We start from the raw sequence: 23,129 nt of genomic DNA on the forward strand, positions 1-23,129 counted from the left end.
AGCGCCGATGGTAGTGTGGGGTCTCCCCATGCGAGAGTAGGGAACTGCCAGGCATCAAACAAGTAAGAAGCCCTGTACTGACGTACAGGGCTTTTTGCGTTTTTGTCTTCGGGAAACGTTGCTGCATTTACCCAGTTCGGGAAGCCGCCATCCATCGCTGAATGAAATCAATGATCTCTTCCGTATCATTGATATCTAACACCGGTACATGAAGTGAAAGTGAAATATCACTGGCGACCGCGATAACGTGCTCATCCAGCGTTAATTCACTAACGTCATGCCCGGCATCGCTTCGGAAAAGCAGAATTTTAGCTACCGCCTCATGCTTGAACCCCTCAACCAGCACCAGATCCAACGTTGTATGATCCATTCGGCTGACAAGATAAGCCAGATCCACCCTTTCCTCGTCCGGTGTCTCGGTCATTAATGCCCAGCGCTGCGTGCTGGCGACGATCGTTTGGGCTGCACCTGCTTTGCGGAGTTCGTAGCTATCCTTCCCCGGCTTATCAACATCCATATTGTGGTGGGTATGCTTGATAAGCCCAGGACGAATACCTCTGGCACAAAGCGCCGGAATAACGGATTTCAGCAGAGTTGTTTTTCCTGTCCCACTCCACGCAGCAATTGCTAATACAGGTGTCATGATTGCCTCTGCATATTTTGGATCGCTTCTAACGTATTTATATTAATAAATGACTGTTTCATATCACTAAAATCAACAGTGTGTCCGCCAGCCTGGCGCATAAAGACCATTACTCGCCGCTCTCCTGACGCCAGATAATCCTGTAGCACCGGTATGAGCTGACGGCTCATGAGCGCAATCGTTGGATGATCGCGCTCGCCGTCATGTACCCAGACGACGGGCGAGGCCTCTATCTGCTCAATAAAACGTGCTGCGAGGCAAGTGGGTATAAAAGGCGTATCGCAGGGACAAAACAGAAACCATTGTGCATCGGATTGCTGCATCACGGACAGCATACCGGCAAGAGGGCCGGGATAATCTGCCAGACGATCCGAATAAACGGCGTACCCACTTGCCTGATAAGTCGCAATATTTCTGTTGGCGCTGATAACCAACGTAGTGACCTGCATCTGCAATGTCTGGGCGACGTAGCACCATAAGGGTTTGCCGTTGAGTTCCTGCAAACCCTTATCTTTTCCCCCCATTCGGGATGCCTTGCCCCCGGCCAGCACCACGCCGGTGATGTTGCTTATCTCACTCAATAATGCCGCCTCTTTTATTGTGGGATTGACCCTGATAACGTGTCACTCTCAATGAAAGGAGTATTACCATGAAATGTAAACGTCTGAACGAAGTTATTGAACTCCTCCAGCCCGCCTGGCAAAAAGAGCCAGAGCTTAATCTGATGCAATTTTTACAGAAACTGGCGAAGGAGTCAGGTTATGACGGCGAGTTAACCGACCTTTCTGATGACATCCTGATCTATCATCTGAAAATGCGCGATTCCGGTAAAGATGCGGTGATCCCTGGTATTCAGAAAGACTACGAAGAGGATTTTAAAACGGCATTACTGCGCGCACGCGGTGTAATTAAAGAGTAAAAGCTTGTAAGAGCCTCCACCGGAAACGCCGTTAAATGATATCCTCAATCATTCGTATAATTTCCGGATGATCGGATGAACGACCAGGCTTTTACTTTCCAGACCTTACACCCGGATACCATAATGGATGCCCTGTTTGAACAGGGCATTCGGGTGGACTCAGGACTGACCCCATTAAACAGTTATGAAAACCGCGTCTACCAGTTCCAGGATGAGGATCGACAGCGCTTCGTGGTGAAGTTTTATCGCCCGCAGCGCTGGTCTGCTGAACAGATTCAGGAAGAGCACCAGTTTTCACTCGACCTTCTGGCCGATGATGTTCCGGTTGCTGCACCGCTTGAATTTGACCATAAGACGCTACTGACGCATCAGGGATTCTGTTTCGCCGTCTTTCCCAGCCTCGGTGGCCGACAATTTGAAGCCGATAATATCGATCAGATGGAGTGGGTTGCCCGTTATTTAGGGCGCATTCATCAGACGGGGCAGAAAAGCCGCTTTATCGCTCGCCCTACGATCGGCATTCAGGAATATCTGCTCGAACCGCGTCAGCTGTTTGAAACCGCCACCCTCATCCCCGCCGGGCTGAAAGCAGCATTTCTGACGGCGACGGACGACCTCATTAACGCTGTGATATCGCGCTGGGATGGCAACGTAAACATGCTGCGTCTGCACGGCGATTGTCACGCAGGTAATATTCTCTGGCGCGATGGGCCATTATTTGTCGATCTTGATGATGCGAGGATGGGGCCTGCTATTCAGGATCTCTGGATGCTGTTGAATGGCGATAAAGCCGAACAGCGAATGCAGCTCGAAACAATCATTGAGGCTTATGAAGAGTTTACCTCCTTCGATTCAGATGAAATTGCGCTGATAGAACCTTTACGCGCCATGCGTTTTGTTTATTATCTTGCATGGTTAATCAGGCGTTGGGACGACCCCGCGTTTCCCAGAAACTTCCCCTGGCTTACCGGAGAAGATTACTGGCGTAACCAGATATCCACATTTGTTGAACAGGTAAAGGTTCTGCAGGAACCCCCTTTGCAATTAACGCCCATGTATTAATCGAACACACCCAGGAGAGAGTTGATCATGAAAAAAATATGGCTGGCGCTGGCAGGTATGATTCTGGCTTTTAGCGCATCGGCTGCGCAGTTCACCGACGGTAAGCAGTATATTACCCTCGAAAAACCGGTTGCCGGAGAACCTCAGGTTCTCGAGTTCTTCTCATTTTACTGCCCGCACTGCTACGAGTTTGAGCAGGTTCTGCACGTTTCCGATAGCGTGAAGAAAAAGCTGCCGGAAGGCACCAAAATGACCAAATATCACGTTGAGTTTCTTGGCCCATTGGGCAAAGACCTGACTCAGGCGTGGGCGGTTGCGCAGGCGCTTGGCGTGGAAGACAAAATTACGGCCCCGATGTTTGAAGCGGTACAGAAAACTCAGACCGTACAAACCACTGCCGATATTCGCAAAGTGTTTATTGATGCGGGTATCAAAGGTGAAGAATACGATGCAGCCTGGAATAGCTTTGTCGTGAAATCACTGGTTGCTCAGCAGGAAAAAGCCGCAGCCGACCTGCAGCTGCGTGGCGTTCCAGCTATGTATGTTAACGGTAAATATCAGCTGAATATGCAGGGTATGGATACCAGCAGCATGGATATCTTTGTGCAGCAGTATGCTGACACGGTGAAATATCTGGTTGAGAAGAAGTAAAAAAAAGAAACGCCGGTCAATGACCGGCGTTGTTGTATTCCGCTTTGATGTTATCAATCAGCTTGTCTTTCTCGCTCCACACGCTATTCAGCCAGAGCTGGAAACGTCGTTTGAAGTTCTTATCGTTCACATAATCCCCGTGTAACTCCTCTGTCACAGGAATCAGGTGAATACGCACCACGATCCGCGTTAACTTTCCGCTTAACATGTCATAAAACGGCGTACTGTCATTTTCGGGATAACATAGCGTGACGTTCAGTAATTTGTCGAACTGTTGCCCCAGCACGTTAACGGCCATCGCAATCCCGGCAGCTTTCGGCGGCAGCAGGTTTTTATAAGGGGAGCGCGTCTGTTGCTGCTTCTCATCGGTAAAGCGAGAGCCTTCGACAAAATTAACAATCGTGGTGGGATGGGAACGAAACTTCTCGCAAGAGCGGCGCGTTGTTTCTACATCTTTACCACGGCGCTCAGGATGGCGAATCAGGTAACTCCGCGAATAGCGTTTCATGAACGGCATATCCAGTGCCCAGCAGGCGAGGCCAAGAAAGGGCACCCAGGCGAGCTGCTGCTTCAGAAAGTATTTGTTCATCGGAATATGTTTGCGAAAGAGCACGCATAACACCACGATGTCGGCCCAGCTATGGTGGTTGCAGATGAGCAAATACCCGTTTTTCTTATTCAGCCCGGCCAGTCCCTGAACATCCCATTTCAGATGCGGATTCAGGCGCAGCAGCACCGCCAGACCTTCACACCAGCAGTACATCATCACATTGCAGAAGGCAGAGACAGAGCGCCACACGGCGGGAACGGGAAATAGCAGTTTAATTATTCCGGCGATGATGATCGGCACAGAACAGGCGATGGTAACCAGAATAGTTAATGCGATACTTAACAGAAGTGTTATCGCAGCCAGCAATCTCGACATGATGAATGTTTTCAGGTGGTTAGCTATAATGGGTGCCTGATAAACAGACATCGGGCGCTGATTTTACCAGAAAACGAACAAAGGATGGCGCTTTAACGACGCGTGAGCGCAGATTTGCGTTTAGAGGGGAGAAAAATCCTGTCGGCCGATCCGTGCGTGGCTTATATCCACATGGAGTAAAATGTCATCAACCAGAAATATGTGATCGTGATCAAAAAGTAATTAATTGATAATAAACGGTAATTATTAAGGTCTTGATCTTACACGTGCTCTATTTTTGCACCCACCAGAAATTATTCACAAACTTATCCACAGAATCAATTTGCGAGTGATCCCGACGATCGCAAAATCTTTGCCTGTATTTTCCCTGAAAAACTGATGTTTTCATCCTTCTGTGGCATCCTTTATCTATAAATTACTCAAAGGCACGGACATTATGGTTCAGATCCCCGAAAACCCCCTTATTCTCGTCGACGGCTCTTCTTACCTGTATCGGGCGTATCATGCTTTTCCCCCTCTGACCAACAGCGCGGGGGAGCCAACAGGTGCAATGTATGGCGTGCTGAATATGCTGCGCAGTCTGATCCTGCAGTATCAGCCGAGCCATGCCGCGGTAGTCTTCGACGCGAAAGGTAAAACCTTCCGGGATGAGCTGTTTGAACATTACAAATCACACCGCCCACCAATGCCGGACGATCTGCGTGCGCAGATTGAACCCCTGCATAAAATGGTAAAAGCGATGGGGTTACCGTTAATGGCGGTGTCAGGCGTTGAGGCGGACGATGTTATCGGCACCCTGGCGCGCGAAGCGGAGAAACTCGGCCGCCCAGTGTTGATCAGCACCGGTGATAAAGATATGGCGCAGCTGGTCACTCCGGGGATCACCCTGATTAACACCATGACCAACACCATTCTTGGGCCTGAAGAGGTAGTGACTAAATATGGCGTGCCGCCAGAGCTAATCATTGATTTCCTCGCTCTGATGGGCGACTCATCCGATAACATTCCTGGCGTGCCGGGCGTGGGTGAAAAGACGGCACAGGCGCTGCTGCAGGGGCTCGGCGGGCTGGATACGCTGTATCGCGAGCAGGACAAAATCGCCGGATTAACCTTCCGCGGCGCCAAAACCATGGCCGCGAAGCTCGAGCAAAACAAAGAGGTTGCTTATCTCTCCTATCAGCTGGCAACCATTAAAACCGATGTGGAGCTGGAGCTAACCTGCGAACAGCTGGAAGTCCAACAGCCTGCCGCAGAAGAGCTGCTGGATCTGTTTAAGCAGTATGAATTCAAACGCTGGATTACCGATCTTGAAGCAGGGAAATGGCTGCAGGCGAAAGGCGTAAAACCGACGGCTAAAGCAAAAGAAACCCTTATTGTCGATGCGCAAGCGGAGCCTGAAGAAGAAGCCAGCGTGCTCTCGTTTGAAGGCTACGAAACCATCCTTGATGAAGCGCAGCTGAACAGCTGGATCGAAAAGCTGCATAACGCCCCGGTTTTTGCTTTTGATACCGAAACAGACAGTCTCGACAATATTTCCGCCAATATGGTGGGCCTTTCGTTCGCTACAGAACCCGGTGTCGCTGCCTATGTGCCGGTCGCTCACGACTATCTGGATGCCCCTGACCAGCTCTCCCGGGAGCGTGTTCTGGAACTGCTCAAGCCGATTCTGGAAGACGAAAAGGCGCTCAAGGTTGGGCAAAATCTGAAGTACGATCGCGGCATCCTGCAAAATTATGGCATTGAGCTGCGCGGTATTGCCTTCGATACCATGCTGGAGTCCTATAATCTGGATAGTGTTGCTGGTCGTCACGATATGGATTCGCTGTCGGATCGCTGGCTTAAGCATAAAACCATTACCTTTGAAGAGATCGCCGGTAAGGGCAAGAATCAGCTGACGTTTAACCAGATCGCGCTGGAAGAAGCCGGACGCTATGCTGCAGAAGATGCGGATGTCACGTTGCAGCTGCATTTAAAGATGTGGCCAAAGTTGCAAAAAGACGCCGGACCGCTGAATGTTTTCCAGCATATCGAGATGCCGCTGGTACCGGTGCTGTCCCGGATTGAGCGCAATGGCGTTAAAATCGATCCGTTCGTACTGCATAAGCACTCTGAAGAGATCGCCCTGCGTCTTGCTGAACTCGAACTAAAAGCGCACGAAATTGCCGGTGAACCCTTTAACCTTTCGTCGACTAAACAGCTGCAGACCATCCTGTTTGAAAAGCAGGGTATTAAGCCGTTGAAGAAAACCCCAGGCGGAGCGCCATCCACTTCTGAAGAGGTGCTCGAGGAGCTGGCTCTCGACTATCCTCTGCCAAAAGTGATCCTACAGTACCGCGGGCTGGCGAAGCTTAAATCGACCTATACCGATAAATTGCCGCTGATGATCAACCCGAAAACGGGCCGTGTACACACCTCCTATCACCAGGCGGTGGCTGCCACCGGGCGTCTGTCCTCTACCGATCCGAACCTGCAAAATATTCCGGTGCGTAATGAAGAAGGGCGTCGTATTCGTCAGGCGTTTATTGCCCCGCAGGATTACGTCATTGTCTCTGCTGACTACTCGCAGATTGAGCTGCGGATCATGGCGCACCTTTCTCGCGATAAAGGTCTTCTGACTGCCTTTGCCGAAGGACAGGATATTCACCGGGCAACGGCGGCCGAAGTCTTCGGCATGTCACTGGACAGCGTGACTGGCGAGCAGCGCCGCAGTGCAAAAGCGATTAACTTTGGCCTGATCTATGGCATGAGCGCCTTTGGTCTTTCCCGCCAGCTCAATATTCCGCGTAAAGAGTCGCAGAAGTACATGGATCTCTATTTCGAACGCTATCCGGGGGTGCTGGAATATATGGAGAGCACTCGCGCGCAGGCGAAAGAAAAAGGCTATGTCGAAACGCTGGAAGGGCGTCGTCTCTACCTGCCGGACATCAAATCCAGTAATGCTGCCCGCCGGGCAGGGGCTGAACGTGCAGCCATCAACGCCCCGATGCAGGGAACGGCGGCCGATATCATCAAACGTGCGATGATCGCCGTTGATGCCTGGCTGGAGAACGATCGCCCGCGGGTGCGGATGATCATGCAGGTACACGATGAACTGGTGTTTGAAGTGCATAAAGACGATCTGGAATCCGTCTCGAAAAAGATCCATGAACTGATGGAAAACAGCGTGAAGCTGGACGTGCCATTGCTGGTGGAAGTGGGCAGTGGTGAAAACTGGGATCAAGCTCACTAGGTGTTTACGTTACTTGCGCTTTTCTGTAACTAAACAACATAACTAAGAGCATTTTGTGATGATCATTAGAATTCCCTATGTAAAGAATGAAAAAAAACTACAAAAAGTACTTTGTGTGTAGTCTAAAAAAGAGTAGAGTTATTCGCGTAGGGTACAGAGGTAAGATGTTCTATCTTTCAGACCTTTTACTTCACGTAATCGGATTTGGCTGAATATTTTAGCCGCCCCAGTCAGTAATGACTGGGGCGTTTTTTATTGCGGCAAAGAAAAAATATCCGCAAAAAAAAGCGCGGACATCGCCGCGCTTATCTTTATTCTTCCGCTTCTGTCGCGGGTTCCAGGTCGTTATACCAGCCATCCAGCTTCTGGCGCAGTTTGTCCACACCCAGCTTTTTCAGCGAGGAGAAAGGCTCAACCTGCACATCACCGTTAAACGCCAGCACCGCCTCACGCACCATATTTACCTGCGCTTTGCGCGCTCCGCTTGCCAGCTTATCGGCTTTCGTTAATAGCACCAGCACGGCAATTTCGCTTTCCACCGCCCAGTGGATCATCTGCTGATCGAGATCTTTAAGCGGATGGCGGATATCCATCAGAATCACCAGCCCTTTCAGGCACTGACGTTTTTCCAGATATTCACCCAGCGCGCGCTGCCACTTAAGCTTCATCTCTTCCGGTACTTGCGCATAGCCATAACCCGGTAAATCCACCAGGCGTTTACCCTCTGCAACTTCGAAGAGGTTAATCAGCTGCGTACGGCCAGGGGTTTTTGAGGTACGCGCCAGGCTTTTCTGGTTGGTCAGCGTATTCAACGCGCTGGATTTACCTGCGTTAGAACGGCCAGCAAAAGCAACCTCAATACCCGTATCGGAGGGCAAATGGCGTATATCAGGCGCACTGGTGACAAAATGCGTCTGTTGATAATTCCAGTTAGTCACGGGTTCTTCTCCAAAATCTTAATGTTGAGGGGATTATACCTGAACGCGGGCAAAAGGCTTTTCACATCGGCAAATGACTGTAAGCATTAACCACAGGTTTTGTAGGATATATGCCATCCAAAGTATGAGAGATTTAAGAGAAATCGCAGGGTAATTAAAAACCAAAACCATGTAAATCAAACAATTACTTATTAGGTCTAATCTGAAAATGGTCGCTAATCGGCTTTTGTGGCTTGTACGTTTAGCCGGAGAAGGTAAAGTAGCGGTCAACGGCGGGGATGCCAACAGGAATCGGACTTAAGGATAAGGGTCAGGAGCGCCAGGAGGCGAAGACACAGGACAGTCAGGAAGACAGGCGCCAGGAGGCGTTGTTAAAAGGAAAAGGATTGTATCAGGGACGGTACCTGCTGAAGGAAAAACAGGGTTAGTTGAAGGCAAACAGGGATTGTCAGACCCGTTAAGGGTTGTGGGTCAAGAAAAAAGGCGACAGATTGCTCTGTCGCCTTTTTTCTTTGCTTGCTTTCTGCTAGATTTCGCCGCAATTCTATACTAATGAAAACGGCTTAAGATAAGACATCATGAAAAAACCGACTTCCGCCCCGCGTGGCAAAAGCTCCGCAAAAGCGCACCGTAAATCTCGCGAAGAACTGAACATAGAAGCGCGCGATCGCAAACGCGATAAAAAGCATCGTGGTCACGCTGCGGGCAGTCGCGCGAGTGGTGAATCTTCAGGTACTTCCGGGAAAAGTGCTCAGCAAGCAAAAGACCCGCGCATCGGCAGCAAAACCCCGATTCCTCTGGGCGTAACTGACGCACCAGTGACCAAGCAGCACAAACCGAAGAGCGAGAAACCTATGCTTTCACCGCAGGCTGAGCTGGATTTGCTGGAGAATGATGAGCGCCTGGACGCGCTGCTGGAACGTCTTGAAGCGGGCGAAGCCCTGAATGCTGAAGAGCAGTCCTGGGTTGATGCCCGCCTGGATCGCATCGATGAGCTGATGCAGCAGCTTGGCCTCTCTTACGATGATGAAGACGAAGAAGAAGAAGACGAAAAGCAGGAAGACATGATGCGTCTCCTGAAAGGTGGAAACTAACATTTGCACCCGGTGGGCTTAACAGTCCTGCTTATAACCCTTCCGGTTATATGTTATCTGGTGTGGTTATTCGTTAAACTACGGCGGTTGTCGCGGCGACAGAAGTGGCTTCGCACCCGAGTTCTGGCACGCACTGGTGCCAGAACGGGCCGCCGTATACGAACGCGACACCAACGGAAGGAGTGAGCATGTCTGTACCAACCATCGACTTTGATCTGGCCCTGATCCAGAAATATAACTATTCCGGGCCACGCTATACCTCTTATCCCACCGCGCTCGAGTTTTCCGACGCCTTCGGTGAGCCGCAATTCCAGCAGGCGGTGGCGCGTTATCCAGACCGTCCGCTTTCGCTTTACGTCCATATTCCGTTCTGCCACAAGCTTTGTTATTTCTGCGGCTGCAATAAAATTGTGACCCGCCAGCAGCATAAAGCGGATCAGTATCTGGATGCGCTTGAGCAAGAAATCCTCCATCGTGCGCCACAATTTGCGGGTCGCCACGTCAGCCAGCTGCACTGGGGCGGCGGAACGCCAACCTACCTCAATAAAGCGCAAATCAGCCGCCTGATGGATCTGCTGCGGGAAAACTTCCGCTTCAATGCGGATGCGGAAATCTCAATTGAAGTCGACCCGCGTGAAATCGAGCTGGACGTCATTGATCATTTGCGTGCGGAAGGCTTTAACCGTCTGAGTATGGGCGTGCAGGACTTCAACAAAGAAGTACAACGGCTGGTGAATCGCGAGCAGGATGAAGCATTCATCTTTGCGCTGCTCAACCATGCTCGTGATATTGGCTTCACTTCCACCAATATTGACCTGATTTACGGTTTGCCTAAGCAGACAGCGGAAAGCTTTGCCTTCACGCTGAAGCGCGTGGCAGAGCTGAACCCGGATCGCCTGAGCGTGTTTAACTATGCGCATCTGCCGACGCTGTTTGCGGCCCAGCGTAAAATCAAAGATGCCGACCTGCCTACTGCCCAGCAAAAGCTGGATATTTTGCAGGAAACCATTACCTCGTTGACTGAGACGGGCTATCAGTTTATCGGCATGGATCACTTTGCCCGTCCGGATGACGAGCTGGCGATTGCCCAGCGCGATGGCGTCCTGCATCGTAACTTCCAGGGTTATACCACCCAGGGCGATACCGATCTGCTGGGTATGGGCGTCTCAGCCATCAGCATGATTGGCGACTGCTATGCGCAGAACCAGAAAGAGCTGAAGCACTATTATCAGCAGGTGGATGATACCGGCAACGCCCTGTGGCGCGGGATCGCGCTAACCCGCGACGACTGCATCCGGCGGGATGTGATTAAAGCGCTGATCTGCAATTTCTGCCTCGATTTTTCGGCGGTGGAACGCGAGTGGGATTTAGTCTTTAGCGACTACTTTGCCGATGACCTGAAGCTGCTGGCACCGCTGGCGAAAGATGGGCTGGTGGAGGTGACTGATACGGCTATTGAGGTTACGCCTAAAGGCCGGTTGCTGATCCGCAACATTTGCATGTGTTTTGATGCCTATCTGCGCCAGAAAGCGCGCATGCAGCAGTTTTCTCGCGTCATTTAGCGGTACTGCCCGGTAGCGCTAACGCTTACCGGGCCTGCAACTCATCACTCGTTTACTCCATTCCCAACTCTTTAAGCTTACGCGTCAGGGTATTGCGCCCCCAGCCGAGCAAGCGGGCCGCTTCCTGCTTATGGCCCTGTGTATGCCGCAGCGCGGTGGTGAGCAGCGTGCGCTCCATCTCGGGCTGCGCCTCGGATAACAGGTTTTGATGACCGGAACGTAGCGCCCGATCGGCCCATTGCGCCAGCAGCGTTGCCCAGCTGTCAGGCAGTGTCTGGCCGGTACTGCTCTCAGGAACATGGGTTTCGAAGAGTTCAGGGGGAAGATCCTGAATCAACACTTCCTGACCCGCGGCCATCACCGTTAACCAGCGACAGGTATTTTCCAGCTGACGCACGTTGCCTGGCCACGCCAGACGCGTCAGCGCGGCTTCCGTTTCTGCGTGCAACAGTTTGGCTTCGACACCCAGCTCGCGTGCCGCATCCTGCAGGAAATGGCGCGCCAGACGCGGGATATCTTCCCGACGCTCGCGCAGCGGCGGCAGGTGCACGCGGATCACGTTCAGACGGTGGAACAAATCCTCACGGAATTTCCCCTCCTGAACGCGTAGCTCCAGGTTCTGGTGGGTGGCGGCAATAATACGCACGTCAACTTTTACCGGTGCATAGCCGCCCACACGGTAAAACTGGCCATCTGCCAGTACGCGCAGCAGGCGAGTCTGTACATCGAGCGGCATATCGCCGATCTCGTCCAGGAAGAGCGTCCCGCCGTCGGCCTGCTCAAAGCGCCCCTGGCGAATGGTGTTCGCGCCGGTAAAGGCCCCTTTTTCGTGACCAAACAGCTCGGACTCAATCAAGTCCTTAGGGATCGCCGCCATATTCAGGGCGATAAACGGTGCTTTCGTACGCGGGCTGTGGCGATGCAGGGCATGCGCGACCAGCTCTTTCCCGGTTCCCGACTCACCGTTAATAAGCACGCTGATCGACGAGCGCGACAGACGACCAATAATGCGAAACACATCCTGCATGGCCGGCGCTTCGCCAATGATATCCGTCGTCGGGCCGAACACCGGTGCGTTACGCGGCTGCTGCTGTTCCTGATAGTGGCTGATCGCACGCTCAACCAGCGCCACCGCTTCGTCGATATCAAAGGGTTTTGGCAGATAATCAAACGCGCCCTGCTGATAGGCGCTGACGGCTGCATCCAGATCGGAATGTGCGGTCATTATGATGACCGGAAGCATCGGGTGACGCTGTTTAATCTGTTTTAACAGCGCCAGACCGTCCATACCCGGCATGCGGATATCGGACAGCAGGACATCCGGTGTTTTGGTGGTGAGGGCATCGAGCACCTCAGCACCGCTTTCAAAAGTGGTGCAGTTTAATCCTGCGCCAGTCAGTGCCCGTTCAAGCACCCAGCGGATGGAGCTATCGTCATCAACTACCCAGACTATCCCTCGTTGCATAACTTAACCCTCTATTTCCTGATTGGCAGGTAAACCGAAAACTCGGTATGACCCGGCCAACTGGTAAATTCAATTTTGCCGGAATGCTGATCTATCAAATTGCGGGCAATCGATAATCCAAGCCCGGTCCCGCCTTCACGGCCGCTGACCATCGGGTAAAACAGCGTGTCCTGTAAATGGGAGGGAATGCCCGGGCCGTTATCCTGAACGTCAATACGTGCCGCCAGACGGTAGCGCACGCCGTGTAAGGTGAGCTGGAACGCAGTGCGGGTGCGCAGCACAATTTCGCCGCCTTCTGCGCCTAAAGCCTGCAGGGCATTACGCACAATATTGAGTAATACCTGCTCTATCTGGTCGGGATCGTGAGGCAGTTCCGGCAGACTTGGATCGTAGTCACGCACCAGCCTGACATTATCCGGCAGTTCCATCGACACCAGCTTAACGACGCGCTCTGCCACTTTGTGAATGCTTTCAGTAACGTGCATCCCCGGCTGTTGTGGGCCGAGCAGGCGGTCCACCAGGTTACGCAGCCGGTCAGCCTGTTCGATGATGACGTTGGTGTATTCCGCCAGCGCCGGGTCGGGCAGGGCTTTGGTTAGCAGCTGTGCTGCACCGCGCAGGCCGCCGAGCGGGTTTTTAATTTCATGCGCCAGGCCACGCACCAGATCGCGGGCCGCAATCTGCTGGGCATGCTGGAGTTGCTCCTGACTCAGGCGCCGCTGGTTATCCATCGGTGCCATTTCCAGCAGGATCAGCCCTTCCGGCAGCCGCTGTGCGGTCAGGGACAGAATATGCGAGCGACCGTCGATCACCAGCGTGACTTCGTTATCCGTAAACCCTTGCCCCGCTTGCAGGCTTTCCTGCATCAGGCCAATGTTCAAAGAAAAATAACTCAACAGCTCGGGAAGCGGCGCGCCAAACAGCTTGCGTGAACTTTGGGCAAGCAGCTGCTGGGCTGCGGGATTGGCGTAATGCACGGCCAGATCGTCGTCGACCAGTAAAATGCTGTTGATAAGAGAATTGAGGATCTGCCCAGCATCGGGCAGGGTGCCAGTTGCCATACAGCAGTCTCCTGGAGTTGATTGCACTAATTTAGTGCAGTATAGCGTTTCTGACGAAAAAAGCGCGTGAAATCAGCTTGTTGGTGGTGAAAAAAGCCCATCCGAAGATGGGCTGAAAAGTTTCCACGGCAACAAAAAAACGGCTATCGATATCGCGCTGAAAAACGTCGCGCGACATCGTTTAAAGATTAAACGCTGTAGTAAAGTTCGAACTCAACCGGGTGTGGCGTCATGCGAACACGGTCGTTCTCTTCGATACGCAGGCCGATGTAAGCATCGATTGCTTCATCAGTGAACACGCCGCCAGCAGTCAGGAACTCACGGTCTGCGTCCAGCGCCTGCAGTGCTTCTTCCAGAGAACCGGCAACCTGTGGGATCTCTTTCGCTTCTTCTGGCGGCAGGTCGTACAGGTTTTTGTCCATGGCTTCGCCCGGGTGGATCTTGTTCTTGATACCGTCCAGACCCGCCATCAGCAGTGCTGCGAAGCACAGGTACGGGTTAGCCGCTGGATCCGGGAAGCGTACTTCGATACGACGCGCTTTCGGAGACGCAACCACCGGGATACGGATAGACGCAGAACGGTTACGGGCAGAGTACGCCAGCATAACGGGTGCTTCGTAGCCTGGGACCAGACGTTTGTAAGAGTTGGTGGTTGGGTTCGCCAGGGCGTTGATCGCTTTAGCGTGCTTGATTACGCCACCGATGTAGAACAGTGCCTGCTCGGACAGACCGGCATATTTGTCACCAGAGAACAGGTTTACGCCGTTCTTGGACAGGGACATGTGGCAGTGCATACCGGAACCGTTATCGCCAAACATTGGTTTTGGCATAAAGGTCGCGGTTTTACCGAAACGGTGCGCAACGTTGTGAACAACGTATTTGTAGATCTGAATTTCGTCCGCTTTCTTGGTCATGGTGTTGAAACGGGTGGCGATTTCGTTCTGGCCAGCTGTTGCAACTTCATGGTGGTGCGCTTCAACAACCAGGCCCATCTCTTCCATGATCAGACACATGGTAGAACGGATGTCCTGTGAAGAATCGACCGGAGGAACCGGGAAGTAACCGCCTTTCACCGCAGGACGGTGGCCTTTGTTGCCGCCTTCGTATTTGGTGGAGGAGTTCCATGCGCCTTCGATATCATCGATAGCAACGTGAGAACCGGAAGTGGTCGCACCAAAACGGATGTCGTCAAACAGGAAGAACTCTGGCTCTGGCCCGAACAGAACGGTGTCTGCGATACCAGTAGAGCGCAGGTACTCTTCAGCGCGTTTTGCGATAGAGCGTGGGTCGCGGTCGTAGCCCTGCAGCGTGCCTGGCTCGAGGATGTCGCAACGGATGATCAGGGTAGACTCTTCGAAGAACGGGTCAATGAGCGCGGTAGATGCATCTGGCATCAGAACCATGTCAGATTCGTTGATACCTTTCCAGCCGCCAATCGAGGAGCCGTCAAACATTTTGCCTTCTTCAAAGAATTCGGCATTTACCTGATGAGCAGGAATAGTGACGTGCTGTTCTTTACCTTTGGTATCAGTGAAGCGCAGATCAACAAACTTCACTTCATGTTCGTTCAGCATCGTCAAAACGTGTTCAGCGGACATACGTACTCTCCAGATTGGTCATTGTCGTCGTGGTAACGAGGTCTTCAAATTCTGTGTAAGGCAGGCGTTGTTGCCTTTTTTTGCCGTATTTTTACTAAGCGAAATCTGTGCCAACTTTTAAAACACCCCAAAAAGGCGTTATCATGCACGCCATAGTGCAAAAGGGCTGCACCATGATGGTTTTGTTGCACCAGTATAGTGCTTCAATGTGAACATTGGGCACCATATTGGTGCAATTTATGTTAAGGCGCCCCTTTACCGCTCCGTGAAAGCGATCACAAAGCATCTCTGCAATACTTGTTTGCGGGGGATGTTTGTGATCCTGTTTTGTAGTGCGCTTAATCCGTGTACAATAACGCGCTATTTCTAAATGCCTGAGGCAAAGTTGTGATCGAAAATCTGCGTAATATCGCCATCATCGCGCACGTTGACCATGGTAAAACTACCCTGGTTGATAAGCTGCTGCAGCAATCCGGTACCTTCAGTAATGAGCGTGCTGAAGCCACCGAACGCGTGATGGACTCCAACGATTTGGAGAAAGAGCGTGGGATTACCATCCTCGCTAAAAACACCGCTATCAAATGGAATGACTACCGTATCAACATCGTTGATACCCCTGGGCACGCCGACTTCGGTGGTGAAGTTGAACGTGTAATGTCCATGGTAGACTCCGTTCTGCTGGTCGTTGACGCAATGGATGGCCCAATGCCGCAGACGCGCTTCGTAACCAAAAAGGCGTTTGCCCATGGTTTGAAGCCAATCGTGGTTATCAACAAAGTTGACCGTCCTGGCGCGCGTCCTGACTGGGTTGTGGATCAGGTCTTCGACCTGTTCGTTAACCTGGACGCAAGCGACGAGCAGCTTGATTTCCCAATCATCTATGCATCTGCATTGATGGGTATCGCGGGTAACGACCACACTGATATGGCGGAAGACATGACCCCGCTGTACCAGGCGATCGTTGACCACGTTAAAGCACCAAGCGTTGACCTTGATGGTCCGTTCCAGATGCAAATTTCCCAGCTGGATTACAACAACTACGTTGGCGTAATCGGTATTGGCCGCATCAAACGCGGTAAAGTGAAGCCTAACCAGCAGATCACTGTCATCGACAGCGAAGGTAAATCACGTAACGGTAAAGTCGGTAAAGTACTGACTCACCTCGGTCTGGAGCGTATTGAATCCACCGAAGCCGAAGCGGGCGATATCATTGCTATCACCGGTCTGGGCGAGCTGAACATCTCCGACACCCTTTGCGATCCGCAAAACGTTGAAGCGCTGCCAGCACTGTCCGTTGATGAACCGACTGTAACCATGTTCTTCAACGTCAACACCTCTCCGTTCTGTGGCAAAGAAGGTAAATACGTTACCTCTCGTCAGATCCTTGACCGCCTGAACAAAGAGCTGGTGCACAACGTGGCACTGCGTGTTGAAGAAACCGAAGATGCGGACGCGTTCCGTGTATCCGGTCGTGGCGAGCTGCACCTGTCTGTGCTTATCGAAAACATGCGTCGTGAAGGCTTCGAACTGGCTGTGTCCCGTCCGAAAGTAATCAACCGCATGATCGATGGCCGTATGCAAGAGCCGTTCGAGAACGTAACGCTGGATATCGAAGAACAGCACCAGGGTTCTGTGATGCAGGCAATGGGCGAGCGTAAGGGCGATGTCAAAGACATGATCCCTGACGGCAAAGGCCGTATTCGTCTGGATTACCTGATTCCGGCACGTGGCCTGATCGGCTTCCGTACCGAGTTCATGACCATGACCTCCGGTACCGGTCTGCTGTACTCCACCTTCAGCCACTACGATGACGTTAAACCGGGTGAAATCGGCCAGCGCCAGAACGGCGTGCTGATCTCTAACGGCCAGGGTAAAGCAGTTGCGTTTGCACTGTTCAGCCTGCAGGACCGCGGTAAGCTGTTCCTGGGTCACGGTGCAGAAGTTTACGAAGGCCAGATCATCGGTATTCACAGTCGTTCTAACGACCTGACTGTAAACTGCCTGACCGGTAAGAAACTGACCAACATGCGTGCTTCCGGTACTGACGAAGCCACCACGCTGGTTCCAGCACAGAAAATGTCCCTTGAGCAGGCTCTGGAATTTATCGATGACGACGAACTGGTAGAAGTAACCCCTACCTCCGTACGTATCCGTAAACGTCACCTGACCGAGAACGACCGTAAACGTGCAGGCCGTGGTCCTCGCGACTAATACGTAGCCTCATTGAGGTAGCGTAGGCCAGGTGAGCGTTATGGCCACCTGCAAAGCAAAAAGCCGCTGATATTCAGCGGCTTTTTTTTAGAACGAATAACGTAACCCTAAGCGAATACGGTACTGCTCGCGGTTGTAATCATCCCAGCGGTCCAGCCACTGAAGCTCCATGTACGGCATCCAGTTGCGATCAATTTTATAGCTAAATTTATTCGTGATTTCCCAGTGATGGTCTTGGCCATTTTTGCTGTGGTAATCATTCACTAGCTGGAAGAAGTGCGGCTCAAAGGTGTAGAAAAACATATCGGTTAATTTGAAGTTCCAGTAATTGGCAAACTCATGGGTATCATTTTTATCCATCTCACCGTTGAAGTCGGGCGTATCGTAATTATTGTGGTTGTAGCGATAGCGAAACGTCAGATTAAACCAGTCAACGAATTTATAGTTAGTGTCCAGGTAAATCGCGCCACCGGAGCCATTGCTGCTGTCGTTAATCAATCCGCCTGGCTGGAAGGTCAGCTTATTGGTAGGCCTGAATAACGGATACCAGCCTTCAATCTCGTTATAGCTATGTTTCAGTTCATCCCATTTCCCCACGTTGTAGGCGTTGGTAAACATCAGCCCCGCGCCCATATCAAAGTTATATCCGGCACGCAGGATAACTTCATGCAGTTCAGAGGCGGTGTTATAGGCTTCACGTGTTTCGACATAGGCTCCGGAAAATGCCGGGCATGAAATCGATGAAATCAGTAAAGCTGTGGCTATTTTTTTCATAATTCTTCCCTGTGTCAGATACAAAAGGGCCGCCCCTCCTGTCAGACAGAAAGGGAATACCGGCTGGATTTCAATTTATAAAGTGATGGCTGGTGCTTTATTTTCGTGGGTCATTTCGGTCACCGGCGTAGGGTGTTTTTTTCGTTTCCCAATCTCCTCAATAATAAAAGCGAAGCGCGCTTCGTTGAGCTTATAAAACAATCCCATGGTGATGGCAGCGATAATTGCCAGGCCACATGGCCAAAGAAATATCAGCTGACGCAGGCCGAGCAGGGTGCCTGCGCTTTGTACCGCGTGGGGAATGTAGCCAATCTGTGTCAGCATAATGCCCGGAAGGAATCCGGCGAGCGCGGCGGAGATTTTTCGTGAAAACGTATAGCCGGTATAAACCGATCCTTCAGCGCGGATCCCGGTTTTCCACTCGCCGTAATCGACAGTATCGGGAACCAGCGCCCAGTTCAGGCTGTTCACAAATGCCGTGCCGAAAAACGCCATGCAGGAAAACAGCACAAACGACAGCGAACTGCTTCCCCAGATAAAGTTCAGCACGTCGCCAACAGCCCACAGGGTCAGCCCGCCCAGGTAAACCTGCTTTTTACCAAAGCGCTTCACCGCACCGGGGACCAGGAAAACGCCCACCAGAATGCAGCCCATGCTGAAAAAACCCATCCACGACAGCAGATGAATATCGTTAAGCACGTACTGGGTGTAATAGACCTGAATCGCCAGCTTGATGTTAAAAGCCGCCAGCGTACACAGATTGGCGATGCACAGCACCAGCAGTGGCGGGTTGCGGAAAATCGCGCAGAACGACTTCATGATGCTGGGCTTGTGGTGAGTGGGCGTGACCTCGACGTAGCGCTCCTTGACGCCGCTATAGCACCACCACATGCAGAACAGCCCAAGGGTCACAAACAGCAAGGCCGCCACCAGATAACCCAGCGACGACTGGCTGACGAATAGCGCCTGTATCGGCATAAAGCCCACGGTACAAAGCAACAGCCCAATCGTTGCGCCGCCCTGACGCCAGGCGGCCAGGTGCGCACGCTCGTTAGGATTTTTGGTGATCGCGGGCACCATGGCGCCGTAGGAGCAGTTCATCAGACTGTAGAACAGACCAAACGTCATAAACAGCACGGTGGCGATCGCCGTTTTCACCGTCAGGCTAAAGTCGTTCGCCAGAAACTGCGCCGCGGCGACCAGCGCCACCGGGACGGAGGCGTACAAAATAAATGGCCTGAACTTTCCCCGTTCAGCAATACTACGCCGTGAATCCAGCAGCACACCGGTCAGCATATCAGTGAAGGCGGTGAAGAATTTCGCCACCAGAAAGATAATGCCGCCGTAAAACGCCGGCATGCCCAGTTCATCGGTGTAAAACTTCAGCAGGTACAGCGTGCCGATACACAGCATCAGGTTCGAGCCAAAATCGCCCATTCCGTAGGCGCACTTCTCGCGCAGGCTCAGCTTTAGGGTTAACGGATCAGTGTTGTGGTTCATAGTCGATCCTCATAGCGCCCCTAAGGGCGCTATTTCAAAGTCATTCAGGCCGGACGTTTACGCAGCTCTATCTCTTCAACGATGCGCACGTACATCTTTTCGTTGAGGTTATAGAAGCACCCCATCGCCACGATGGTGACCACCGCCAGGATGCTGGGGTAGATGAAGATCAGCTGGCGTAATCCTTCCACCGTTCCGGCAGATTGCACCACGTTGGGCACATAGCCGATTTGGGTCAGCATGATGCCGGGGAAGAATCCTGCCAGCGCCTGCGACACCTTACGAAAGAAGGTAAATCCGGTGTAGACCGTTCCCTCTGAGCGCACGCCGGTACGCCACTCACCGTATTCAACCGTATCGGAAACCAGCGCCCAGTTAAGGCTGTTAACGAACGCGGAGCCGAAGAACGCCAGGCATGAGAACGCGACAAAGCTGACCGAACCGCCGCCAAAGAAGTAGTTCAGGAGATCGCCTGCCACCCAGATCAGCAGTCCGCTGATATAGACTTTTTTCTTGCCGAAACGGCGCACCGCACCAGGCATCATAAAGACGCCGATAAAGATGCAGCCCATGCTGAAGAAGCCCATATACGACAGCAAAATGGGATCGTTTAGCACGTACTGCGTGTAGTAAACCTGAATCGCCAGCTTGACGTTAAACGCGCCCAGCGTGCACAGGTTAGCAATACACAGGATAAACAGCGGTCGGTTGCCCGCGATGGCGCGGAACGACTGCAACAACCCTGGCTTCTGCGTCGGATACGCGGGCTGCATTTCGACGTAACGCTCCTTCACGCCGCGATAGCACCACCACATAAAGAACAGCCCGAACAGCGAGAAGAGGGTCGCGGCAAAGACATACCCAAGCTGGTCATTGCCTTCGATCAAGTTCATCACCGGCACAAAACCCACGGTGCACAGCAGCAGACCGAGCGTCGCACCGCCCTGACGCCATGCCGCCAGCGAGGCGCGCTCGTCCGGATTTTTAGTGATGGCAGGCACCATCGCGCCATACGAACAGTTCATCATGCTAAAGAACAGGCCATACAACATGAACAGAATGGTCGCCATCACCGTTTTACCGGTCATTTCAAAAGGCGTACCGACAAAGTTGGCGATTGCCAGCAGCGTGACCGGGAACGCGGCATACAGCACGAAAGGACGGAACTTGCCCTTTGGCCCAATCTTGCGCCGCGAGTCGAGCATGATCCCGGTGCCCATATCGGTAAAGGCGGTAAAGAACTTGGCGATCAAAAAGATAATGCCGCCGTAGGTGCCCGGTAAGCCCAGCACATCGGTGTAGAATTTCAACAGATACAGTGTGCCGATATCCAGCAGGATGTTGGAACCCAGATCGCCCATCCCATAGGCGAGTTTTTCTTTAAACGGCAACCGTAGAGTTGCCGGATCAGATGATGTTTGACTCATTATTATTCTCCGTCTGCCCGCAGGTTTGCCTGCGGGCGAGCCTTATCAAATATGACGTAAGGTATCGAACAGGTCGGCCCATTCGCTGTGCTGGCGGTAAAACACCGGCGGTTTGCCGAGTGGCGCATCAACGGTCACTTCACCGCCCCGATGTGTTTCGCCGGTCCACGCATTTACCCAGCTGTCCTGCGGCAGATACAACGTCCAGTTACGGCGGCCCTCTTCATGCACCGGGGCCACCAACAGATCGCGGCCAAACAGGTACTGGTATTTCAGCGTGTAGGCCTGCGCGTCGTCCTCGTAATGCAGGAACAGCGGGCGCATCACCGGCAGGCCGCTTTTGGCGTTCTGCGCGACGGCATCTTTGATGTAGGGTTTTAGGGTGGTAAAGACGGTGGTCATCCGCGCGAAGTGGGCAATGGTCTCGGCGTCGGCGTCAAACTGCCAGTTATCGCCGGGCCGATTACCTTCATGGGTGCGCATCATCGGCGTGAAAGCGCTGAAGTCACACCAGCGCAGCAGTAGCTCTTTGCTGCGCTTCATGTCGAACAGAGTGGTGTAACCGCCGATGTCGCTGTGGTGCAGCCCGTGTCCGGTCATCGCCAGCGACAGTGCCGCCGGAACCACCGAGGCCAGCCCGTCATCCAGACTCCAGTCGACGTTCTGATCGCCTGCCCACATCATCACCGAGTGCTTCTGGCTGCCGGTATAGCCCGCGCGCATAAAGAACAGGATTTCTCCGAGCTTGCCGGTCTCCTCCAGCGCTTCGTAGTTACATTTTGCCCACAGTGCAGGCCAGGCGTTATGCATGATCTCCGCGCTCACGCCGTTGTGCAGGAAGGTATCAGTCGGGAGATATTCGCCAAAATCAGCCATCCAGCCGCCGCAGCCCAGCGCGATCAAATTCTTTTTGATCACCTCTTTGTACCATTCGTAGGCTTGCGGATTGGTCAGGTCGATCACGCCCGCGTAGAACTCGCCGAATTCGACGTGGTAATCCTTACCGTGAGCGTCTTTGGTCAGATAGCCACGACGAGAGGCCTCTTCGCACAAATCTTTATCGCTGGCGAGGTACGGGTTGATGTAGGAGAGGAACTGCACGCCTTCGCCGTTCCAATGCGGGATGCGTTCATCAAGTTGCGAATACAGCTCGCTGTTCCACTTCCAGTTCCACATCACGCGCTTGCCGAAAGAGGTCATTCGAATGCCGGACCAGTCCTGCGCCCAGATGCCGTTGACCTTCACGCCGCCGTTTCGCATGGTGTCCAGCTTTTGCTGGCAAACCTCGGTCCCGCCCTGAATGCCGAGCGTCACGCCGTCATAAACCCAGTCCGGTAGCTCAGGCTGACGGCCCAGCAGCCCGGTCAGTTTTTCCAGTAGGTCGACGTAGTTTTCTGCACATTCGAAGCGCAGCGTGGCATTATCTTCCCAGAAGGCCAGCTCGTGGAATTCGGGGGCGCTAAAGTCGAAATTCATATAGCAGCTGTTGTCGACGTGGCAGTAATACTTCTGCGTACTGACGAATGTCGGCTGCGGGAAGAAGGTCCAGTAATAGTCGCCGCCCGCGTTCTCTTTGCAGTCGGCCTGCCAGGTGACGTAGGTCTGCTTGTTACGTCCCACACCCTGTTCGCTGGTCCACAGCGGGAACGGCTTGCCGCGGAGGTCAAAATAAGAGAACTGTTCGCCGCAGCCGTAGATATGATCTTCGGGCTGGGCTGCCAGTCGTAGCCAGATACGATTGTGGCTGGTGGCGTCATTTTTTAATTTTAGCTCGAGGCGCCCCTGCTTATCGGTGCCAACCAGCAGCGTGGCGCTGACCGTATCGCCGCGGGTAAATCGGATCGCCCAGCCCGCGCTTTGCGCGGCGATCGTGGCTTCGGTCAGGGTAATCTTTTCGTTGAGCTTGTCTTTGATGCTGAAATTGCCGCGAAACATTTCAATGTCCGCTTCGCCTGCGCCAATCCACAGGCACGGGGTTTCAACGGTATGCGATAAAATCAGGCGGTCTTGAAAGCTGAGCGTGAAGCCGTTATCCGTATTTTTCAGAGCAATATTGTGTAGGGTACTCAT

20 protein-coding genes are annotated in these 23,129 nt (G+C 52.7%); 9 read left to right on the forward strand and 11 right to left on the reverse strand.

All coding sequences use genetic code 11. The features are described 5' to 3' along the window. Nucleotides 1–127: 127 nt before the first annotated feature. Together mobB and mobA are read right to left on the reverse strand one after the other, a co-directional pair. Nucleotides 128–643, reverse strand: coding sequence for a molybdopterin-guanine dinucleotide biosynthesis protein MobB (mobB, locus tag M8014_RS04570; RefSeq protein WP_271281363.1), 516 nt, complete (start codon nucleotides 641–643; stop codon nucleotides 128–130). Further along, the gene (gene mobA / locus M8014_RS04575; RefSeq protein ID WP_271281364.1) at nucleotides 640–1,224 is read right to left on the reverse strand and encodes a molybdenum cofactor guanylyltransferase MobA; all 585 of its coding nucleotides are present in this window, start codon (nucleotides 1,222–1,224) and stop codon (nucleotides 640–642) included. Before mobA ends, mobB begins: the two co-directional genes overlap by 4 nt. A 68-nt stretch (nucleotides 1,225–1,292) precedes the next feature. On the opposite strand from mobA, the gene M8014_RS04580 reads away from it, so the two are divergent. From M8014_RS04580 to dsbA, 3 genes are all read left to right on the forward strand, one after another. Then, entirely contained in the window at nucleotides 1,293–1,562 is a 270-nt protein-coding gene (locus M8014_RS04580) for a YihD family protein (protein ID WP_271281365.1), read from the forward strand. A 75-nt stretch (nucleotides 1,563–1,637) separates the two neighbouring features. After that, the gene (locus tag M8014_RS04585; protein ID WP_271281366.1) at nucleotides 1,638–2,624 is read left to right on the forward strand and encodes a serine/threonine protein kinase; all 987 of its coding nucleotides are present in this window, start codon (nucleotides 1,638–1,640) and stop codon (nucleotides 2,622–2,624) included. A 27-nt stretch (nucleotides 2,625–2,651) separates the two neighbouring features. Next, the gene (gene dsbA, locus M8014_RS04590; protein WP_271281367.1) at nucleotides 2,652–3,275 is read left to right on the forward strand and encodes a thiol:disulfide interchange protein DsbA; all 624 of its coding nucleotides are present in this window, start codon (nucleotides 2,652–2,654) and stop codon (nucleotides 3,273–3,275) included. 16 nt (nucleotides 3,276–3,291) lie between these two features. Here the strand turns inward: dsbA and M8014_RS04595 are convergent, their stop codons facing one another. Continuing rightward, nucleotides 3,292–4,200, reverse strand: a complete 909-nt coding sequence (locus M8014_RS04595) for an acyltransferase (protein WP_271281368.1) — start codon at nucleotides 4,198–4,200, stop codon at nucleotides 3,292–3,294. A 436-nt stretch (nucleotides 4,201–4,636) separates the two neighbouring features. On the opposite strand from M8014_RS04595, the gene polA reads away from it, so the two are divergent. Both polA and spfP read left to right on the forward strand, forming a co-directional pair. Then, complete coding sequence (gene polA, locus M8014_RS04600) at nucleotides 4,637–7,429, forward strand: DNA polymerase I (protein ID WP_271281369.1); 2,793 nt, start codon at nucleotides 4,637–4,639, stop codon at nucleotides 7,427–7,429. 164 nt (nucleotides 7,430–7,593) lie between these two features. Further along, nucleotides 7,594–7,641, forward strand: coding sequence for a small protein SpfP (spfP, locus tag M8014_RS22945; RefSeq protein ID WP_071892919.1), 48 nt, complete (start codon nucleotides 7,594–7,596; stop codon nucleotides 7,639–7,641). Between the two features lie 99 nt (nucleotides 7,642–7,740). On the opposite strand, the gene yihA is transcribed toward spfP, so the two are convergent. After that, a complete protein-coding gene (gene yihA / locus M8014_RS04605; protein WP_271281370.1) occupies nucleotides 7,741–8,367 on the reverse strand; it encodes a ribosome biogenesis GTP-binding protein YihA/YsxC in 627 nt (208 codons plus the stop codon). A gap of 278 nt (nucleotides 8,368–8,645) precedes the next feature. Here yihA and M8014_RS22790 point away from each other — a divergent pair, with 278 nt between their 5' ends. The 3 genes from M8014_RS22790 (at nucleotide 8,646) to hemN (ending at nucleotide 11,023) form a co-directional block, all read left to right on the forward strand. After that, nucleotides 8,646–8,795 (forward strand): hypothetical protein, encoded by a 150-nt coding sequence (locus M8014_RS22790; RefSeq protein WP_336264602.1) that lies wholly within the window; start codon nucleotides 8,646–8,648, stop codon nucleotides 8,793–8,795. A 150-nt stretch (nucleotides 8,796–8,945) separates the two neighbouring features. Further along, nucleotides 8,946–9,461 (forward strand): Der GTPase-activating protein YihI, encoded by a 516-nt coding sequence (gene yihI / locus M8014_RS04610; RefSeq protein ID WP_271281371.1) that lies wholly within the window; start codon nucleotides 8,946–8,948, stop codon nucleotides 9,459–9,461. 188 nt (nucleotides 9,462–9,649) lie between these two features. Then, nucleotides 9,650–11,023, forward strand: coding sequence for an oxygen-independent coproporphyrinogen III oxidase (gene hemN / locus M8014_RS04615; protein ID WP_271281372.1), 1,374 nt, complete (start codon nucleotides 9,650–9,652; stop codon nucleotides 11,021–11,023). A 52-nt stretch (nucleotides 11,024–11,075) separates the two neighbouring features. Here the strand turns inward: hemN and glnG are convergent, their stop codons facing one another. The 3 genes from glnG to glnA all read right to left on the reverse strand — a co-directional run bounded on the left by glnG (nucleotide 11,076) and on the right by glnA (nucleotide 15,147). Further along, nucleotides 11,076–12,488: a nitrogen regulation protein NR(I) gene (gene glnG / locus M8014_RS04620; protein WP_271266212.1), complete on the reverse strand. Its 1,413-nt coding sequence runs from the start codon at nucleotides 12,486–12,488 to the stop codon at nucleotides 11,076–11,078. Nucleotides 12,489–12,499: 11 nt separating this feature from the next. Next, a complete protein-coding gene (gene glnL, locus M8014_RS04625; RefSeq protein WP_271281373.1) occupies nucleotides 12,500–13,549 on the reverse strand; it encodes a nitrogen regulation protein NR(II) in 1,050 nt (349 codons plus the stop codon). 188 nt (nucleotides 13,550–13,737) lie between these two features. Continuing rightward, nucleotides 13,738–15,147, reverse strand: coding sequence for a glutamate--ammonia ligase (gene glnA, locus M8014_RS04630; protein ID WP_271281374.1), 1,410 nt, complete (start codon nucleotides 15,145–15,147; stop codon nucleotides 13,738–13,740). Between the two features lie 387 nt (nucleotides 15,148–15,534). On the opposite strand from glnA, the gene typA reads away from it, so the two are divergent. Further along, a complete protein-coding gene (gene typA, locus M8014_RS04635) occupies nucleotides 15,535–17,358 on the forward strand; it encodes a ribosome-dependent GTPase TypA (protein WP_271281375.1) in 1,824 nt (607 codons plus the stop codon). A gap of 87 nt (nucleotides 17,359–17,445) precedes the next feature. Here typA and ompL read toward each other — a convergent pair whose 3' ends face one another. The 4 genes from ompL to M8014_RS04655 form a co-directional block, all read right to left on the reverse strand. Beyond that, entirely contained in the window at nucleotides 17,446–18,132 is a 687-nt protein-coding gene (gene ompL, locus M8014_RS04640) for a porin OmpL (protein WP_271281376.1), read from the reverse strand. Between the two features lie 75 nt (nucleotides 18,133–18,207). Then, nucleotides 18,208–19,632, reverse strand: a complete 1,425-nt coding sequence (locus M8014_RS04645) for an MFS transporter (RefSeq protein WP_271281377.1) — start codon at nucleotides 19,630–19,632, stop codon at nucleotides 18,208–18,210. Nucleotides 19,633–19,676: 44 nt separating this feature from the next. Next, entirely contained in the window at nucleotides 19,677–21,059 is a 1,383-nt protein-coding gene (locus M8014_RS04650) for an MFS transporter (protein ID WP_271281378.1), read from the reverse strand. A 45-nt stretch (nucleotides 21,060–21,104) separates the two neighbouring features. After that, complete coding sequence (locus M8014_RS04655) at nucleotides 21,105–23,129, reverse strand: alpha-glucosidase (protein ID WP_271281379.1); 2,025 nt, start codon at nucleotides 23,127–23,129, stop codon at nucleotides 21,105–21,107.

It is taken from the genome of Silvania hatchlandensis (assembly GCF_025564065.1).
In the GTDB taxonomy this organism is placed as follows: domain Bacteria; phylum Pseudomonadota; class Gammaproteobacteria; order Enterobacterales; family Enterobacteriaceae; genus Enterobacter; species Enterobacter hatchlandensis.

Excerpts from the sequence above, each read along its gene's own strand:
- mobB (WP_271281363.1), bottom strand. The coding sequence starts at position 643 with ATGACACCTGTATTAGCAATTGCTGCGTGGAGTGGGACAGGAAAAACA.
- M8014_RS04580 (WP_271281365.1), top strand. The coding sequence starts at position 1,293 with ATGAAATGTAAACGTCTGAACGAAGTTATTGAACTCCTCCAGCCCGCC.
- M8014_RS04585 (WP_271281366.1), top strand. The coding sequence starts at position 1,638 with ATGAACGACCAGGCTTTTACTTTCCAGACCTTACACCCGGATACCATA.
- dsbA (WP_271281367.1), top strand. The coding sequence starts at position 2,652 with ATGAAAAAAATATGGCTGGCGCTGGCAGGTATGATTCTGGCTTTTAGC.
- M8014_RS04595 (WP_271281368.1), bottom strand. The coding sequence starts at position 4,200 with ATGTCGAGATTGCTGGCTGCGATAACACTTCTGTTAAGTATCGCATTA.
- polA (WP_271281369.1), top strand. The coding sequence starts at position 4,637 with ATGGTTCAGATCCCCGAAAACCCCCTTATTCTCGTCGACGGCTCTTCT.
- M8014_RS22790 (WP_336264602.1), top strand. The coding sequence starts at position 8,646 with ATGCCAACAGGAATCGGACTTAAGGATAAGGGTCAGGAGCGCCAGGAG.
- yihI (WP_271281371.1), top strand. The coding sequence starts at position 8,946 with ATGAAAAAACCGACTTCCGCCCCGCGTGGCAAAAGCTCCGCAAAAGCG.
- hemN (WP_271281372.1), top strand. The coding sequence starts at position 9,650 with ATGTCTGTACCAACCATCGACTTTGATCTGGCCCTGATCCAGAAATAT.
- glnG (WP_271266212.1), bottom strand. The coding sequence starts at position 12,488 with ATGCAACGAGGGATAGTCTGGGTAGTTGATGACGATAGCTCCATCCGC.
- glnL (WP_271281373.1), bottom strand. The coding sequence starts at position 13,549 with ATGGCAACTGGCACCCTGCCCGATGCTGGGCAGATCCTCAATTCTCTT.
- glnA (WP_271281374.1), bottom strand. The coding sequence starts at position 15,147 with ATGTCCGCTGAACACGTTTTGACGATGCTGAACGAACATGAAGTGAAG.
- ompL (WP_271281376.1), bottom strand. The coding sequence starts at position 18,132 with ATGAAAAAAATAGCCACAGCTTTACTGATTTCATCGATTTCATGCCCG.
- M8014_RS04645 (WP_271281377.1), bottom strand. The coding sequence starts at position 19,632 with ATGAACCACAACACTGATCCGTTAACCCTAAAGCTGAGCCTGCGCGAG.
- M8014_RS04650 (WP_271281378.1), bottom strand. The coding sequence starts at position 21,059 with ATGAGTCAAACATCATCTGATCCGGCAACTCTACGGTTGCCGTTTAAA.
- M8014_RS04655 (WP_271281379.1), bottom strand. The coding sequence starts at position 23,129 with ATGAGTACCCTACACAATATTGCTCTGAAAAATACGGATAACGGCTTC.